Source organism: Pseudomonas sp. 05N36 (genome assembly GCF_056397385.1).
This window is the reverse complement of record NZ_JBFTNH010000005.1, coordinates 147,906-162,495: the sequence shown is the minus strand read 5'-3', so window position 1 is coordinate 162,495 and position 14,590 is coordinate 147,906. Positions and strand designations below refer to the sequence as shown.

Sequence of the window (14,590 nt, the reverse complement as noted above, 5' to 3'; positions counted from 1 at the left end):
TATCCGCCAGCGGATAGGTCGTAAGATGCCCGGCAACGCACTGAAGAATTAAAGCTCAAGCCATGGCCCCACGAATAAAAACCAGCGAGCGCATCGTGCAGAACAGCCTGGAGCTGTTCAATCAACAGGGTGAACGCAGCATCAGTACCAACCATATCGCTGCGCATATGGAGATTTCTCCGGGCAACCTGTACTACCACTTCCCCAACAAGCAGGCGATCATCGCCGTGTTGTTCAGTGAGTACGAAGCCCTGGTAGAGAGCTTCCTGCGCCCACCCCAGGGCCGCGCCGCGACCGTTGAAGACAAGCGCTTCTACTTGCAGGAACTCCTGTCGGCCATGTGGCGCTACCGTTTTTTGCACCGCGATCTCGAGCACTTGCTCGACAACGATGCGGAACTGGCTGCCCGCTACCGGCGTTTTTCCCAGCGTTGCCTGATACAGGGCACGGCGATTTATGCAGGCTTCGTCGACGCCGGCATCCTGAGCATGGACAAGGTCCAGATCGAATCCCTGACGCTCAATGCCTGGATCATCCTCACGTCCTGGGTGCGTTTTCTGTGCACCACACGGGAAAACTCCAACCACCTCAGCGAGCAAGCCATTAAACGTGGCGTGTATCAGGTGCTGGTGCTGGAAGCAGGATTTGTCACGGAGCAAGCCCGCGAGGCGGTCAACGCCTTGTTCGAGGAGTTTTACGTGCCGTTGGCCCAGGCCCTGGAAGAAGTGCAGTAGGATCGATCAAAGACTTAAAGGAGCCCGCTATGCCCATTGCGCAACTGATCAGCCCGAATGCCCTGGACCAGAAAAAGGCTCAGGCCGGGTTGGTGATTCTGGATTGTCGTTTTGCCCTCGAAGACCCGGATTACGGCCAGCGCAGCTATGCCCTGGGGCACATCGAGGGGGCCTCGTTTGCGGACCTCGAACGTGACCTCAGCGGACCCGTGGTCAAGGGTGTCACCGGTCGCCATCCATTGCCGACGCCGCACCACTTGATTCAGCGTTTGCAGGATTGGGGTATCAGTCACGACAGCGAAATCGTTTTGTATGACGACGGCCCCGGCATGTATGCCGCGCGGGCCTGGTGGTTGCTGGCGTGGTTGGGCAAGCGCGATGGCGTGTTCATTCTCGACGGTGGCCTCAAGGCCTGGCACGCGGCCGGTTTACCGCTGAGCCTGGATGCACCGGCAATCAGCCGTGGCTCCTTCACCGGCGCGCCGGACCACACCTTGTTAGTGAGTGCCGAAAAACTGCAACAGCGTCTCGGTCAACCGAGCCTGACCTTGCTTGACGCCCGAGGCCTGCCGCGTTTTCGAGGCGAGGTCGAGCCGATTGACCCGGTCGCCGGGCACATTCCCGGCGCGCAATGCGCGGCCTTTACCGACAACCTGGATGCCGACGGGCGCTTTCTTCCTGCCGATCAGCTCAAGCAGCGCTTTGCCGCGAAACTGGGCGATCGTTCGCCGACCGAACTGGTGGCGTATTGTGGCTCGGGCGTGACCGCGTGCCATAACCTGTTTGCGTTGTGCCTGGCCGGTTATCCGTTGGGTTCGCTGTATGCCGGGTCGTGGAGCGAGTGGATCACCGATCCCGCGCGTGGCGTTGCTACCGGCGACTAATCGCAGATCCCTTGTGGGAGCGAGCCTGCTCGCGATGGCGGACTGTCAGTCAACATCGTTGTTGAGTCTGACGGCCTCATCGTCGGAGCGCCGCCCGGAGCAGGCTCGCTCCCACATGGGTATTGGGCTTTGAGATTCAAAGCAGTCGGGCACTGCGATAAGCCCCCGGCCCTACGCCGTAAACCTTCTTGAACTGCCGGCTCAGATGACTCTGGTCGGCAAAGCCGAGCCGGGCGGCAACGTCCAGCGGCAGGCAGCCTTCCTGTAATAACGCACGGGCCTGGGCGATACGCTGCTGCATCAGCCAGGCGTGCGGCGGCATGCCGGTGGCGTAGCGAAACACTCGGGCGAAGTGGAAGGGCGAAAGGCTCACCGCAGCGGCCAGTTCTTCCAGGGAGGGCGGTGCAGCGAGCTGCGCGTGCATCAGTTCCTTGGCCCGGGCGATGGCCCGATGTTCCTGGCCGGGTTGACCGGGCGTTGCCACTGCGGCGTGACGTTGCAGCAACGCCAGCATCATTTCCCGCCACGCGGTCTGCTGTTGCAGCGCACTGGCAGGACTCTCCAGCAAACGGTGCAGTTGGCAGAGGCCACTCACCAGGTCCGGGTCGCGATACAGCGTCGCCCCAAAGGCCGGCAAGTCGTGGTCAGGCAGCTCGAGTTCGCTGAGCAACGAAAGGATTTGCCGGTTGTCGGGATAGAACGCCCGGTACAACCAGCCGTTGTCCGTCCCTTTGTGGCCAGTGTGCAATTCGTCCGGATTGATCACCACCAGCGTCCCGCTGCCGGCCAGATGTTCGGCGCCACGGTAGCGGTAGCGTTGAGCGCCGGCCATGATGATGCCGATGACAAAACCGTCGTGTACATGAGGGACGAAGCGCTGTTCGATGTAGCGCGCAGACAGTAGCTCGACGCCGGCCAATGGGGCCGTTTGCCAGAAGTGGATCGACTCGCCCGGATTGGCCCCCATGACCTTACTCGCGACCTGCGTTGGTCAGCCAGCGCGGGATACGCCGCTCCAGGTAGTAACCGGGGTTGCGGAACGTACCGTCGACAAAACCGACATGCCCACCCTTGGCCTGCAATTCGAACTGCGTGCAGTCCGATAGCTCGCTGGCGTGCGGCAGGCTGTGGAGAAACACGAAAGGATCGTCGGCCGCTTGAATGATCAGGGTCGGCGTGCGGATTTCACCGAGAAAATAACGGCTGGAGGCGCGGCGATAATAGTCATGCGCGTCCTTGAAGCCGTTCAGTGGCGCAGTCACCCGGCCATCGAAATCCCAGAAAGTGCGCAGGTTCTCCAGTGACCCCAGTCTGGCCAGGGTCTCCAGGCCCTCATGGTGGCCGTCGTGCAGGAACTTCTGTTGCTTGGTCTTGATGTAGGCGAGCATTTCGCGCATGAAGTGCGCTTGATAGATCTTCGAAAATCCCTGGCCGATGCGGTCGGCGCATTGGTCCAGGCGAAAGGGTACCGAGACCGCCACCGCAGCCTGCAACTGACTGTCGCTGCCGGTTTCCCCCAGGTGCTTGAGCAGCACGTTGCCGCCCAGCGAATAGCCGACGGCATACAGCGGCGCCGACGGGCGGGTGGCTCGAAGGTGGTTGATCGCCGCCGCGAGGTCTTCGCTGGCGCCGGAGTGATAGCTGCGCGGCAACAGATTCGGTTCGCCCGAACAGCCGCGCCAGTTCAGCGCCACGCTGGCCCAGCCTTGGGCGAACAGGGCTTTTTGCAGGCCGGCGACATAGGGCGAGTTCGAAGAACCGGTCAAACCGTGCAACACCAGCACCAAGGGCGCATCGGCGCTGTGCGGCCCGTGCCAGTCCAGGTCAAGAAAGTCGCCATCCTCGAGCCACAAGCGTTCGCGCTCGCGTTCGATGTGCGTGGTTTTGCGCCACAGCGGTCCCCACAAGGTTTGCAAGTGCGGGTTGCCAAGGCCGAAGGCAGGGGTGAAGCGTTCAGGCGGAAAAAACACGATGGCTCTCAATGCAACGGTGCGCAACCTGTGCGCACCTTTTCAGAATAGTCGGTTAACCGGCAATCTTCGCCATACGTTGCCACAACGAACAACAGAGTTGCTCGGTTTTCTGCTTTCCGATGCTTTGATAGTCGCCTGACGGATTGGCAATTACCTGGCAGGTTTGCCGGTAGGCTCTGGCAATGGCTTTTGCAGGACGATCGGTCCCGCGCTGATGATGACCAATTTGTCCATGCTCAGGTGTTTTTTCAATGCGGTTTTGACTTGCTCGACGGTTAGACGCTGAGACTGCTGCATGAAGTCGTCCAAGTGATTCAACGGCAGGTTATAAAAACCGATAGACGCCAGTTTCGAGACGATTTGTGAGTTGCTGGCAGTGGATTGCGGGAAGCTGCCGGCCAACTCACGTTTGGCATCCTCAAGTTCTTTTTCGGTCGGACCGGTTTTGAGGTAGTCGTCGAGTAAGTCCTTTACCAGTTTCAGAGTGCCTTCGCTCATTTCGGCGCGGGTCTGCAGCTTGATCATGAACGTTCCGCGTGCCTGCATTGGGGTGAAGGCCGAAACCACGCCGTACGTCAGGCCACGTTTCTCGCGGACTTCGCTCATCAGTCGAGTGCCGAAACCGCCGCCAAGGATCTGGTTGCCCATGGACAGTGCCGCGTAGTCTGGATTGTCACGGTCGATGCCCAGCTGCGCGAGCATCAGAGTGGTCTGTTTCGATGGGAATTCGATGTGGCTGATGCTGGCCTTGGGTTCTATCGGTTGCGGGATTTTCGCCAGGGCCGGGCCTTTGGGCAGGCTAGCGGATACCTTCGCGGCAATGGCTTCGGCTTCGGCACGGGACAAGTCGCCCACCAAGGCGATCACCACGTTGCCGGCCGTGTAGGCTTTTTCATGAAATGCGCGCAGCTGTGCCGGGGTCACGGACGGAATGGCTTGCGCCGTGCCATCGCTGGCGTGCGCGTACGGATGATCACCATACAAACGGTTCATCAACTCAAGGCTCGCCAGTTTGCCGGGGTCACGCTTCTGATCTTCGAAAGCGGCGAGGGTCTGATTGCTCAGGCGTGCATACGAGTCGTCAGGGAAGGTCGGCTTGCCTACGACTTCGGTGAAGAGCGTCAATGCCGGATCGCGTTTGTCCTTGGCGCTAAGGCTGCGCAGGGATACCTGCGCCGTATCCAGATCAGTGCCGGGGACATACTGTGCGCCCAGGCTTTCGAAACCTTGGGCAATAGCGTTGGCATCCCTGCCGGCAACACCTTCGTTGAGCATCAGGTTTGTCAGCATTGCCAGACCCGGAGTGTCTCCATCCCGGCTGCTGCCGGCAGCGAAGGTCAGCCGCACATCGAACATCGGTAACCCTCGGGCTTCGGCGAACAACACCTTGGCGCCTTCGGCGGTGTTCCAGGTCTGGATATCAAGCGTGCGGTGACTGGGTGCCTTGCCGTCGAGCTCAGTCAGCGATTGCAGCATCTGGCTGGAGTTTTCCTTGTCTGGCACTTCACCGTCGCCGGACTCATCCCCATCCTCTTTATTTGCCTCCGTTGGCAGTACGTGGGCGACGCTGAGCCGCTCGCGGGTGAAATACAGCCTGGCGGCTTTCTGGATGTCTTCTGGCGTTACACTTTCCAGTTCGGCCAGTTCGGTGTCCATCAGTTTCCACGACAGACCGAAGGTTTCCAGTCGGCCAATAGCTCTGGCCTGGCTGGTGATCGAGTCACGCTCGTAAACCAGCTCGGCGATGACCTGCGCGCGTACGCGTCCCAGTTCTTCAGTGGTTGGCGGAGTGGTTTTCAGCTGGTCCAGTAGCCTCCACAAACCGGCTTCGGCCTGGGCGATGGTTTTGTTTTTATGGCTGTTGGGTGTTGCCGACAGGAGGAACAGGCTGTCGCCCCGGGTGTAGGCGCTATAGCTCGACGAACCGTCGGACACCAGCTCTTCATCGCGTTGCAGTTGCGTCGGGATGCGCGCGCTGTGGCCGTCGCCGAGCAGGGCCGAAATCAGGCGCAAGGCATTCACAGAGCGTTTGTCTTTGGCGGTGGCAATGCTCGGCACGTTGAAGGTCAGCATCAGGCTGGGCACTTGGGTCTTCACGTGCAGCGTGATCTGGCGTTCACCGGGCCTTGCCAGTTCCAGCGGTCTTTTCGCGGCCGGCACATTGCGTCTGGCGATCGGGCCGAAGTAGCGCTGGGCCAGGGTTTTGACTTCGTTCGGGGTCACGTCGCCGACCACCACCAGCGTGGCGTTGTTCGGTGCATACCAGGACTGATACCAGTGGCGCAGTTCTTCGACCTTCATCCGGTCGAGGTCCGCCATCCAGCCGATGGTCGGCGTGTGATAACCGCTGGTCGGGTAGGCCATGGCCTTGAAGCGTTCGTAGGCATTGGCCAGTGGTTTGTCATCGGTGGTCTGGCGACGTTCTTCCTTGATGACTTCGATCTCCCGGGCGAACTCGTCGGCCGGCAGAAGCAGATTGGCCATGCGGTCCGCTTCCAGTTCGAAGGCCACGCCCAGACGATCCCGCGCCAGCGTTTGGTAGTACGCGGTGGAGTCGCTGCTGGTGAAGGCGTTGAATTTGGTACCGAGCTCGCGCAGAAGCGGCAAGAGTTTGCCTGGGCCGACTTTTTTGCTGCCCATGAACATCATGTGTTCCAGGGCGTGGGACAAGCCGGTCTGACCCGGAGGCTCGTAGCTGGCACCGACCTTGTACCAGACCTGGGAAGCGACCACCGGTGCCCGATGATCCTCGCGCACGATGACCTTGAGGCCGTTATCGAGTGTGAACTCGGTAGTTGAACTGGAAGTTATCTCGTTAGTTAATGCGTTCATTCCGTTAATAGTCCTTTGCGTCCATGCGATTTGTTTCGCAAGTTCACAATGAACTAAAGGAAAAGAACTAAGCAAACCGGGTATGTTGCTGTTTGAAAAAACGGGAGGGCGCCCCGAGCAGGCGGTTCGCCCGTCTAGGCGATTCCTTTAAGAATTTAGTTCAGTGCTTCGCTGCCACAACGCGTAGTAGACCCGCCCGGACTTTTGCTCCCGGTGCAGGCGCCAGCCCGCTGGCAGACCGAGGGTTGATGGCGCGGTTTCACTTTCAGTGTAGATCCACGCGTTGTCGGCGAGCCATTGGCGTTCTTCAAGCAGCGTGCAAACGGCGGGCAACAGGTTCTGGTTGAACGGTGGGTCGAGGAACACCAGGTCGTAGGCGATCGCTGGCTGGGTTTCCAGGTAGCGCAAGGCATCGGCGGTTTGCACCTGGCCGACGGTGCAACGCAGCGTTCCCAAATGCTCTTTCAGGCTGGAAACCGCCAGGCTGCTGGCATCCAGCGCCTGGCCCATGGCGGCGCCACGGGACAGCGCTTCAAGGAACAACGCGCCGCTGCCGGCAAACGGGTCGAGCACTTTGGCCCCGGCAACATACGGTGCGAGCCAGTTGAACAGGGTTTCACGCACGCGGTCGGGCGTCGGGCGCAGGCCCGGAGCGTCCGGGAAGCTCAGGCGCCGGCTGCGCCATTCGCCGCCGATGATGCGCAATTGGTTCACGCCGTTGTGCACGTTATGAACTGGTTTTTTAGGACGCGATGGACTGGCCATTAATGCTCCGGAACCCCGAGCGGCTGCTCGGATGGTTTGTCAGTGGGGGCCGGTAACGGCTTTTGCGGCACGGTCGGGCCAGCAGAAACGATGACCATTTTGTCCGTGCTCAGGTGTTTGTTCATTGCCGCGGTGACCTGCTCGACGGTCAGGCTTTGCGACTGCCGCATGAAGTCTTCAAGGTAACTCAGCGGCAAGTCGTAGAAGCCCATGGCGCCCAGTTGGCCGACGATATCGGCGTTGCTGGCGTTGGACAGCGGGAAGCTGCCGGCCAGTTCACGCTTGGCGTCGTCGAGTTCTTTCTGGGTGGGGCCGGTTTTCAAGTAGTCGGCGAGCACGTCCTGCACCAGTTTGAGCGTGCCTTCGCTCATTTCGGCGCGGGTTTGCAGGTTGACCATGAACGGGCCGCGGACCTGCATTGGGGTGAATCCGGAGTAGACGCCATAGGTCAGGCCGCGTTTTTCACGGACTTCGCTCATCAGTCGGGTGCCGAAGCCACCGCCGCCGAGGATCTGGTTGCCCAGGGAGACAGCCGCATAGTCCGGATCGCTACGGTCGATGCCCAGTTGCGCGAGCATCAGGTTGGTTTGCTTGGACGGAAACTCGATGTGACCGATGCTGGCTTTCGGTTCAACCGGTTGTTCGATTTTCGCCAGCGCCGGGCCCTTTGGCAGTGCGGCGGAAATCTGTTCGGCAATCGCTTCGGCTTCGCTGCGCGACAAGTCGCCCACCAGTGCAATCACCACGTTGCCCGCGGCATAGGCTTTCTCGTGGAAGGCCCGCAGTTGCGCCACGCTAATCGGTGGGACACTTTGCGCGTTTCCGTCGCTTGAGTGCGCGTAAGGATGGTTGCCATACAGGCGCTTCATCAGCTCCAGGTTCGCCAGTTTGCCGGGGTTCTGCTTCTGGTATTCGAAGCCGGCGAGCAACTGGTTCTTGATCCGCGCCAGTGAGTCAGTCGGGAGCGTCGGCTTGCCAACGACTTCAGCGAACAGCTTCAACGCCGGTTCGCGTTTATCCACTGCACTCAGGCTGCGCAGCGAGGCGACGGCCATGTCCTTGTAAGCGCCGTTGCCGAAGTCGGCGCCCAGGCTTTCGAAACCTTCGGCGATCTTGCCGACATCTTTGCCGGCGATGCCTTCGTTGAGCATGGCATTGGTCAGCACGGCCAGCCCTGGCGTATCACCGTCCTGACTGCTGCCGGCGGCGAAGATCAGGCGCATGTCGAACATCGGCAGTTCCGGGGCTGCAACGAACAACACCTTGGAGCCTTCTGCGGTTTTCCAGGTTTGCACGTCCAGCGTGCGGTGGCTCGGCGCTTTACCGTCGAGTTCGGCCAGTGATTGCAGCTTTTTGCTGGCCTTGGCCTGGTCGAGGGCTTCGCTGGCATGGGTGTCGGTCGAACGGCTGAAGTAAAAGCCGAGCGAAGCGGCCAGTGCGACGAGTACCAGGCCGATCAGGGCCAGGCGTGGTTTTTTACTCTCACTCATGAGCGGTTTCCTCGGGCAGTGGCAGTACATGCGCAACGCTGAGACGTTCGCGAGTGAAATAGGTGCGGGCGGCTTTCTGGATGTCTTCCGGTGTCACGCTTTGCAGCTCGGCGAGTTCGGTGTCCATCAACTTCCACGACAGACCGACGGTTTCCAGCTGACCAATGGCAGTGGCCTGGCTGGTGATCGAGTCGCGCTGGTAGACCAGGCCGGCGATCACTTGCGCGCGTACGCGTTCAACCTCATCAGCCGATGGCGCGGTGGTTTTCAGCTGATCGAGCAGTTTCCACAGACCGGCTTCGACCTGGGCCATGGTTTTGTGTTTCTGGGTGTTCGGCGTTGCCGACAAGGTAAACAGACTGTCACCGCGGGTGTAGGCGTCGTAGCCCGACGAACCGCCGGAGACCAGTTCTTCGCCGCGCTCCAGTTGTGCCGAGATGCGTGCGCTGTAGCCGCCATCAAGCAATGCCGCGATCAACCGCAGGGCATTGACCGAGCGTTTGTCTTGCGCGGTGGCGATGCTCGGCACGTTGAAGGCCAGCATCAGGCTTGGCAACTGCGTCTGTACATGCAGGGTGATCTGGCGCTCGCCGGGCTCGGCCAGCTCCAGCGGAATCTTAGCTGGCGGTACGTCGCGCTTCGGGATCGGCCCGAAGTAGCGTTGCGCCAGGGCTTTGACTTCGTCCGGGGTTACGTCACCGACCACTACCAGCGTGGCGTTGTTTGGCACGTACCAGGATTTGTACCAGTGGCGCAGTTCTTCGACCTTCATGCGGTCCAGGTCGGCCATCCAGCCGATGGTCGGCGTGTGGTAGCCGCTGGCCGGGTAGGCCATGGCCTTGAAGCGCTCGTAAGCCTTGGCCATCGGCTTGTCGTCGGTGCGCATGCGGCGCTCTTCCTTGATCACTTCGATCTCGCGGCTGAACTCGTCGGCCGGCAGGCGCAGGTTGGCCATGCGGTCGGCTTCCAGTTCAAAGGCCACGCCCAGGCGGTCACGGGCCAGCACCTGGTAGTACGCGGTGTAGTCGTCGCTGGTGAAGGCGTTCTCTTCGGCGCCGAGGTCGCGCAGGATCAACGACGCTTCGCCGGGGCCGACTTTCTCGCTGCCCTTGAACATCATGTGTTCCAGGGCGTGGGACAGACCGGTCTGGCCCGGGGTTTCGTAGCTGGAGCCAACCTTGTACCAGATCTGGGAAACCACCACGGGGGCCCGATGGTCCTCGCGCACGACGACCTTGAGGCCGTTGTCGAGGGTGAATTCGTGGGTCGGTTGGGGGGCGGCAGCCAAAGCTGAAAGGGGCAGACAAACTGTGCTGAGCAGCAGGCCTGCAGCGCGGCGGGCTAGAGCATTCATTCGTTTTTTAACCTGTTGGGCTGCCCGCTTGGTCTTAGCGTCGGCGGGCTAGAGGGTGCTAGGATACTGATCCGTTTTACTGGCGGCCACGTCTATCAGGCTTTTGTGCTTGATCAGGTTGTATGGGTTCACGGCGGAAAGCCTCTGTTTATCAGCTAAACTCCGCTTTTTCGCCGATTTTGCCAGTTCAGTCCTTCGTAAAATCGATCCTTGAGGTGCTGTTGAGCACTTCGACAAAATGTTGCGCGTGAACAAGCTGGGTGAAACGCAGTCTGTTCTGCATCGAATATTTATTTGCCGAGGCGCCATTGGCGCGTCGCTACCGTGAGATAGCCGTCCTCCATGTTTGGTTCCAACGACGACAAGAAGACCCCAGCTGCGGCTGGCGAGAAGAAAAGCCTGTTCGGATGGCTGCGCAAAAAACCGCAGGCACCCGCCGTCGAACAGCCACAGCCACTTCCAGAGGTTACGCCTGAGCCGGTAATAGAAGCTGCGCCCGTTGCGCAAGCGCCGATCGCCGTCGAATCGCCGATAGCCGAGCCGGTAGTGCAGCCGGTTGTCGAGCCAGCGCCTGCGCCAGTGGCTGAAGTGCCGCGCGCGCCGGAAGTCGTACACAAGCCGTGGTTGACGCTGCCGGTGGCTGAAGAACCGGTGGCCCTGGTCGAAAACGAGCTCGCGCCGCATGTCACGCCACCGATTCCTGCGCCGACAGTGGTCCAGCAAGCGGTAGAGCTGCTGGTGGTCGAGCCGGTCCCGGTCATCAATCCGGCGGCTGAACAGCTGATAGTTGATGAGCCTGATCTGCCTCAGCCGGTGATTGCGGCATTTGTGGCGCCAGAACCTGTGCCTGCCCCAGCGCCGGCACCCGTTGTCGCGGCACCGCTAACGCCGCCAGCGCCAGCGCCGGTTGCACCGGTTGCGGCTCCGGTTGCGGCCGAACAGGCTCGCACCGAAGAAACCAAAGCCGGCTTCTTTGCCCGCCTCAAGCAAGGCCTGTCGAAAACCAGCGCCAGCATCGGCGAGGGCATGGCCAGCCTGTTCCTCGGCAAGAAGACCATCGATGACGAATTGCTCGAGGACATCGAAACCCGCCTGCTGACCGCTGACGTTGGTGTCGAAGCGACATCGGTGATCATCCAGAGCCTGACCCAGAAGGTCGCGCGCAAGCAGTTGGCCGACGCCGATGCGCTGTACAAATCCTTGCAGGCCGAGCTTGCCACCATGCTCAAGCCTGTCGAGCAGCCGCTGAAAATCACCTCGCAGAACAAGCCGTTCGTGATTCTGGTGGTCGGCGTCAACGGCGCCGGCAAAACCACCACCATTGGCAAGTTGGCGAAGAAGCTGCAACTCGAAGGCAAGAAAGTCATGCTCGCGGCGGGTGACACCTTCCGCGCCGCGGCGGTCGAGCAATTGCAGGTCTGGGGCGAGCGCAACAAGATTCCGGTGATCGCCCAGCACACCGGTGCCGACTCGGCTTCGGTTATCTTCGATGCCGTGCAGGCCGCCAAGGCCCGTGGCATTGACGTGTTGATCGCTGACACCGCCGGTCGCCTGCACACCAAAGACAACCTGATGGAAGAACTGAAAAAGGTTCGCCGGGTCATCAGCAAGCTCGATGCCGATGCGCCGCATGAGGTGCTGCTGGTGCTCGACGCCGGTACTGGCCAGAACGCCATCAACCAGGCCAAGCAATTCAACCAGACGGTCGAACTGACCGGCCTGGCCCTGACCAAACTCGATGGCACGGCCAAGGGCGGGGTGATTTTCGCCCTGGCCAAGCAGTTTGGTCTGCCGATTCGCTACATCGGTGTCGGTGAAGGCATCGATGATTTGCGTACCTTTGAAGCAGAACCCTTTGTCCAGGCATTGTTTGCCGAACGGGAGCGTTAATGATTCGTTTCGAACAGGTCGGTAAGCGCTATCCGAACGGTCACGTCGGCTTGCATGAGCTGAGCTTTCGAGTCCGTCGGGGCGAATTCTTGTTTGTCACCGGCCACTCCGGCGCCGGTAAAAGTACCTTGCTGCGGCTGTTGCTCGCGATGGAACGTCCGACCACCGGCAAACTGCTGCTGGCCGGGCAGGACCTGGCGACCATCAGCAACGCGCAGATCCCGTACCTGCGTCGGCAGATTGGCGTGGTGTTCCAGAACCACCAGTTGTTGTTCGATCGTACGGTGTTCAACAACGTCGCCTTGCCGTTGCAGATTCTTGGCTTGTCCAAGGCTGAAATCGCCAAGCGCGTGGATTCGGCCCTGGAGCGCGTTGCACTCTCGGACAAGACCGACCTCTATCCAGGTGATCTGTCCACCGGTCAGCAACAGCGCGTCGGCATTGCCCGCGCCATCGTCCATCGCCCGGCCTTGCTGCTGGCGGATGAGCCGACCGGTAACCTCGACCCGCGTCTGGCGGCAGAAATCATGGGTGTCTTCGAAGACATCAATCGTCTGGGCACCAGCGTGCTGATCGCCAGTCACGATCTGGCGCTGATCGCCCGCATGCGACATCGCATGCTGACCTTGCAACGTGGCCGATTGATCGGCGACGGGGAGGCCGGGGTATGAGTGCAACACGCAGTCCGAAGGTTTCCGAACGCGTGGCCCCGAAGGCCGCCGATCCGCAGCCACAGAAGAAAAAGCGCGACGAAGACGATGGTCCGGACTTCAGCACCTTGCTGCGCGCCTGGATTGAAAGTCACCGCGCCAGTCTGCTGGACAGCCTGCGGCGTCTGGGCAAGCAGCCCATCGGCAGCTTCTTCACCTGCCTGGTGATGGCGGTTGCCCTGAGTTTGCCGATGGGCTTGTCGTTGCTGTTGAACAACGTCGAACGTCTGGGGGGCTCCTGGCAGCGTGCGGCACAGATCTCGCTGTACCTGCAGATCGATGCCAGCGCCAACGAAGGCGAGCAACTGCGCGAGCAGATCAAAGGCATGCCGGGTGTGGCCGATGCCGAATACATCAGCCGTGAACAGGCGCTGGACGAGTTCCAGCAGCAGTCCGGTCTGGGCGAGGCGCTCAAGGAGCTGCCGCAGAACCCGTTGCCAGGTGTGGTGCTGGTCACGCCGAAGGAAGTCGACAAGGCGACCCTTGAAGCATTAAGACAAAAACTTTCCGAATTGCCGAAGGTACAACAGGCGCAACTTGATCTAGTCTGGGTCGAGCGTTTGGCGGCCATCCTCAAGCTGGGCGAGCGGTTTGTCTTCGGCCTGACCGTGTTGCTGGTTTCAGCATTACTTTTGGTGATAGGCAATACCATTCGTCTTCATATTGAAAACCGCCGCACAGAGATAGAAGTGATTAAACTCGTCGGCGGCACTGACAGTTATGTGCGCAGGCCTTTTCTGTACATGGGCGCGCTCTATGGCTTCGGTGCGGGGATTCTGTCCTGGGGTGTTCTGGCGTTTGGCCTGAACTGGCTGAACGATGCAGTGGTTGGGCTGGCCGGCTTGTATGGCAGTAATTTCGCGTTGGCCGGGGTCCCGGTTGCCGATGGGCTGTCACTCTTGCTAGGCGCAGTGCTGTTGGGGTATATCGGTGCATGGATTGCGGTAGCGCGCCATTTGAGAGAGCTCGCACCGAAGTAGTGTCTTATTGCTTGTATGACCTTTCAGCGTATAGGGGAACTTGTCCTTCGGTTCCCGGTCAACTTTTCGCAGTGCTGAACTGCACGAGTTATGTGAGTCGGAGGTTTTTTCGTATGACCACTTCTTTGCAACCTGCTTATGCTCTGGTCCCAGGCGCGAACCTGGAGGCTTATGTGCATACGGTGAACAGCATTCCATTGCTGACGCCGGAGCAGGAGCGTGAACTGGCCGAGAGTCTCTACTATGAGCAGGATTTGGGGGCGGCTCGGCAGATGGTGCTCGCCCACCTGCGTTTTGTTGTACATATTGCCCGTAGCTATTCCGGCTACGGCCTGGCCCAGGCTGACCTGATTCAGGAAGGCAACGTTGGCCTGATGAAAGCGGTCAAGCGTTTCAACCCGGAAATGGGCGTGCGCCTGGTGTCCTTTGCTGTGCACTGGATCAAGGCTGAAATCCACGAATTCATCCTGCGCAACTGGCGCATCGTCAAGGTCGCCACGACCAAGGCCCAGCGCAAACTGTTCTTCAACCTGCGCAGCCAGAAAAAGCGTCTGGCGTGGCTGAACAATGAGGAAGTCCATCGCGTAGCTGAAAGCCTTGGCGTAGAGCCGCGGGAAGTTCGCGAGATGGAAAGCCGCCTGACCGGCCATGACATGGCCTTCGACCCGGCCGCCGAAGCGGACGACGACAGCGCTTTCCAGTCGCCGGCCAACTATCTGGAAGACCACCGGTACGACCCGGCCCGTCAACTGGAAGATGCCGACTGGACCGACAACTCCACCCACAACCTGCACGAAGCGCTGGAAGTGCTGGACGACCGCAGCCGTGACATCCTCTACCAGCGTTGGCTGGCAGAAGAAAAAGCCACGCTGCACGACCTGGCGCAGAAGTACAACGTGTCGGCCGAGCGTATTCGCCAGCTCGAGAAGAGCGCGATGAACAAGCTCAAGCTGTCGATTGCTGCTTAAGCGGTAACGC

Annotated in this window: 11 protein-coding genes and 2 pseudogenes; 6 read left to right on the top strand and 7 right to left on the bottom strand. The window is 60.4% G+C overall.

Annotated features, from left to right (window positions below):
- Positions 1–62 precede the first annotated feature (62 nt).
- Both AC1DIH_RS09130 and AC1DIH_RS09125 read left to right on the top strand, forming a co-directional pair.
- Positions 63–734, top strand: a complete 672-nt coding sequence (locus AC1DIH_RS09130; protein ID WP_477771442.1) for a TetR/AcrR family transcriptional regulator — start codon at positions 63–65, stop codon at positions 732–734.
- Between the two features lie 29 nt (positions 735–763).
- Positions 764–1,618 (top strand): sulfurtransferase, encoded by an 855-nt coding sequence (locus AC1DIH_RS09125; RefSeq protein WP_477771441.1) that lies wholly within the window; start codon positions 764–766, stop codon positions 1,616–1,618.
- A gap of 136 nt (positions 1,619–1,754) precedes the next feature.
- On the opposite strand, the gene AC1DIH_RS09120 is transcribed toward AC1DIH_RS09125, so the two are convergent.
- The 7 genes and pseudogenes from AC1DIH_RS09120 to AC1DIH_RS09090 all read right to left on the bottom strand — a co-directional run bounded on the left by AC1DIH_RS09120 (position 1,755) and on the right by AC1DIH_RS09090 (position 10,032).
- On the bottom strand, positions 1,755–2,585 hold the full coding sequence (locus AC1DIH_RS09120; protein WP_477771440.1) for an AraC family transcriptional regulator: 831 nt from the start codon (positions 2,583–2,585) through the stop codon (positions 1,755–1,757).
- A gap of 4 nt (positions 2,586–2,589) precedes the next feature.
- Complete coding sequence (locus AC1DIH_RS09115) at positions 2,590–3,588, bottom strand: hydrolase (RefSeq protein WP_477771439.1); 999 nt, start codon at positions 3,586–3,588, stop codon at positions 2,590–2,592.
- Between the two features lie 153 nt (positions 3,589–3,741).
- A pseudogene (locus AC1DIH_RS09110) lies at positions 3,742–5,097 on the bottom strand (M16 family metallopeptidase); the annotation flags it as partial.
- A 24-nt stretch (positions 5,098–5,121) separates the two neighbouring features.
- Positions 5,122–6,423 (bottom strand): annotated as a pseudogene (locus AC1DIH_RS09105) (M16 family metallopeptidase); the annotation flags it as partial.
- A gap of 147 nt (positions 6,424–6,570) precedes the next feature.
- Entirely contained in the window at positions 6,571–7,188 is a 618-nt protein-coding gene (gene rsmD / locus AC1DIH_RS09100; RefSeq protein ID WP_427543922.1) for a 16S rRNA (guanine(966)-N(2))-methyltransferase RsmD, read from the bottom strand.
- Positions 7,188–8,678, bottom strand: a complete 1,491-nt coding sequence (locus tag AC1DIH_RS09095) for a M16 family metallopeptidase (RefSeq protein WP_477771438.1) — start codon at positions 8,676–8,678, stop codon at positions 7,188–7,190. The genes rsmD and AC1DIH_RS09095 overlap by 1 nt, the downstream gene beginning before the upstream one ends.
- Positions 8,671–10,032, bottom strand: a complete 1,362-nt coding sequence (locus AC1DIH_RS09090; RefSeq protein WP_477771437.1) for a M16 family metallopeptidase — start codon at positions 10,030–10,032, stop codon at positions 8,671–8,673. The genes AC1DIH_RS09095 and AC1DIH_RS09090 overlap by 8 nt, the downstream gene beginning before the upstream one ends.
- Before the next feature lie 342 nt (positions 10,033–10,374).
- On the opposite strand from AC1DIH_RS09090, the gene ftsY reads away from it, so the two are divergent.
- From ftsY to rpoH, 4 genes are all read left to right on the top strand, one after another.
- Positions 10,375–11,922: a signal recognition particle-docking protein FtsY gene (ftsY, locus tag AC1DIH_RS09085; protein WP_477771436.1), complete on the top strand. Its 1,548-nt coding sequence runs from the start codon at positions 10,375–10,377 to the stop codon at positions 11,920–11,922.
- Positions 11,922–12,593 carry a cell division ATP-binding protein FtsE gene (gene ftsE, locus AC1DIH_RS09080; RefSeq protein ID WP_019694097.1) on the top strand — a complete coding sequence of 224 codons (672 nt, stop codon included), beginning with the start codon at positions 11,922–11,924 and terminating at the stop codon, positions 12,591–12,593. The genes ftsY and ftsE overlap by 1 nt, the downstream gene beginning before the upstream one ends.
- Positions 12,590–13,612 carry a permease-like cell division protein FtsX gene (gene ftsX, locus AC1DIH_RS09075; protein WP_427531900.1) on the top strand — a complete coding sequence of 341 codons (1,023 nt, stop codon included), beginning with the start codon at positions 12,590–12,592 and terminating at the stop codon, positions 13,610–13,612. The genes ftsE and ftsX overlap by 4 nt, the downstream gene beginning before the upstream one ends.
- A 113-nt stretch (positions 13,613–13,725) precedes the next feature.
- Positions 13,726–14,580, top strand: coding sequence for an RNA polymerase sigma factor RpoH (rpoH, locus tag AC1DIH_RS09070; RefSeq protein WP_019694095.1), 855 nt, complete (start codon positions 13,726–13,728; stop codon positions 14,578–14,580).
- Positions 14,581–14,590: the final 10 nt, after the last annotated feature.

Excerpts from the sequence above, each read along its gene's own strand:
- AC1DIH_RS09130 (WP_477771442.1), top strand. The coding sequence starts at position 63 with ATGGCCCCACGAATAAAAACCAGCGAGCGCATCGTGCAGAACAGCCTG.
- AC1DIH_RS09125 (WP_477771441.1), top strand. The coding sequence starts at position 764 with ATGCCCATTGCGCAACTGATCAGCCCGAATGCCCTGGACCAGAAAAAG.
- AC1DIH_RS09120 (WP_477771440.1), bottom strand. The coding sequence starts at position 2,585 with ATGGGGGCCAATCCGGGCGAGTCGATCCACTTCTGGCAAACGGCCCCA.
- rsmD (WP_427543922.1), bottom strand. The coding sequence starts at position 7,188 with ATGGCCAGTCCATCGCGTCCTAAAAAACCAGTTCATAACGTGCACAAC.
- AC1DIH_RS09095 (WP_477771438.1), bottom strand. The coding sequence starts at position 8,678 with ATGAGTGAGAGTAAAAAACCACGCCTGGCCCTGATCGGCCTGGTACTC.
- AC1DIH_RS09090 (WP_477771437.1), bottom strand. The coding sequence starts at position 10,032 with ATGAATGCTCTAGCCCGCCGCGCTGCAGGCCTGCTGCTCAGCACAGTT.
- ftsY (WP_477771436.1), top strand. The coding sequence starts at position 10,375 with ATGTTTGGTTCCAACGACGACAAGAAGACCCCAGCTGCGGCTGGCGAG.
- ftsE (WP_019694097.1), top strand. The coding sequence starts at position 11,922 with ATGATTCGTTTCGAACAGGTCGGTAAGCGCTATCCGAACGGTCACGTC.
- ftsX (WP_427531900.1), top strand. The coding sequence starts at position 12,590 with ATGAGTGCAACACGCAGTCCGAAGGTTTCCGAACGCGTGGCCCCGAAG.
- rpoH (WP_019694095.1), top strand. The coding sequence starts at position 13,726 with ATGACCACTTCTTTGCAACCTGCTTATGCTCTGGTCCCAGGCGCGAAC.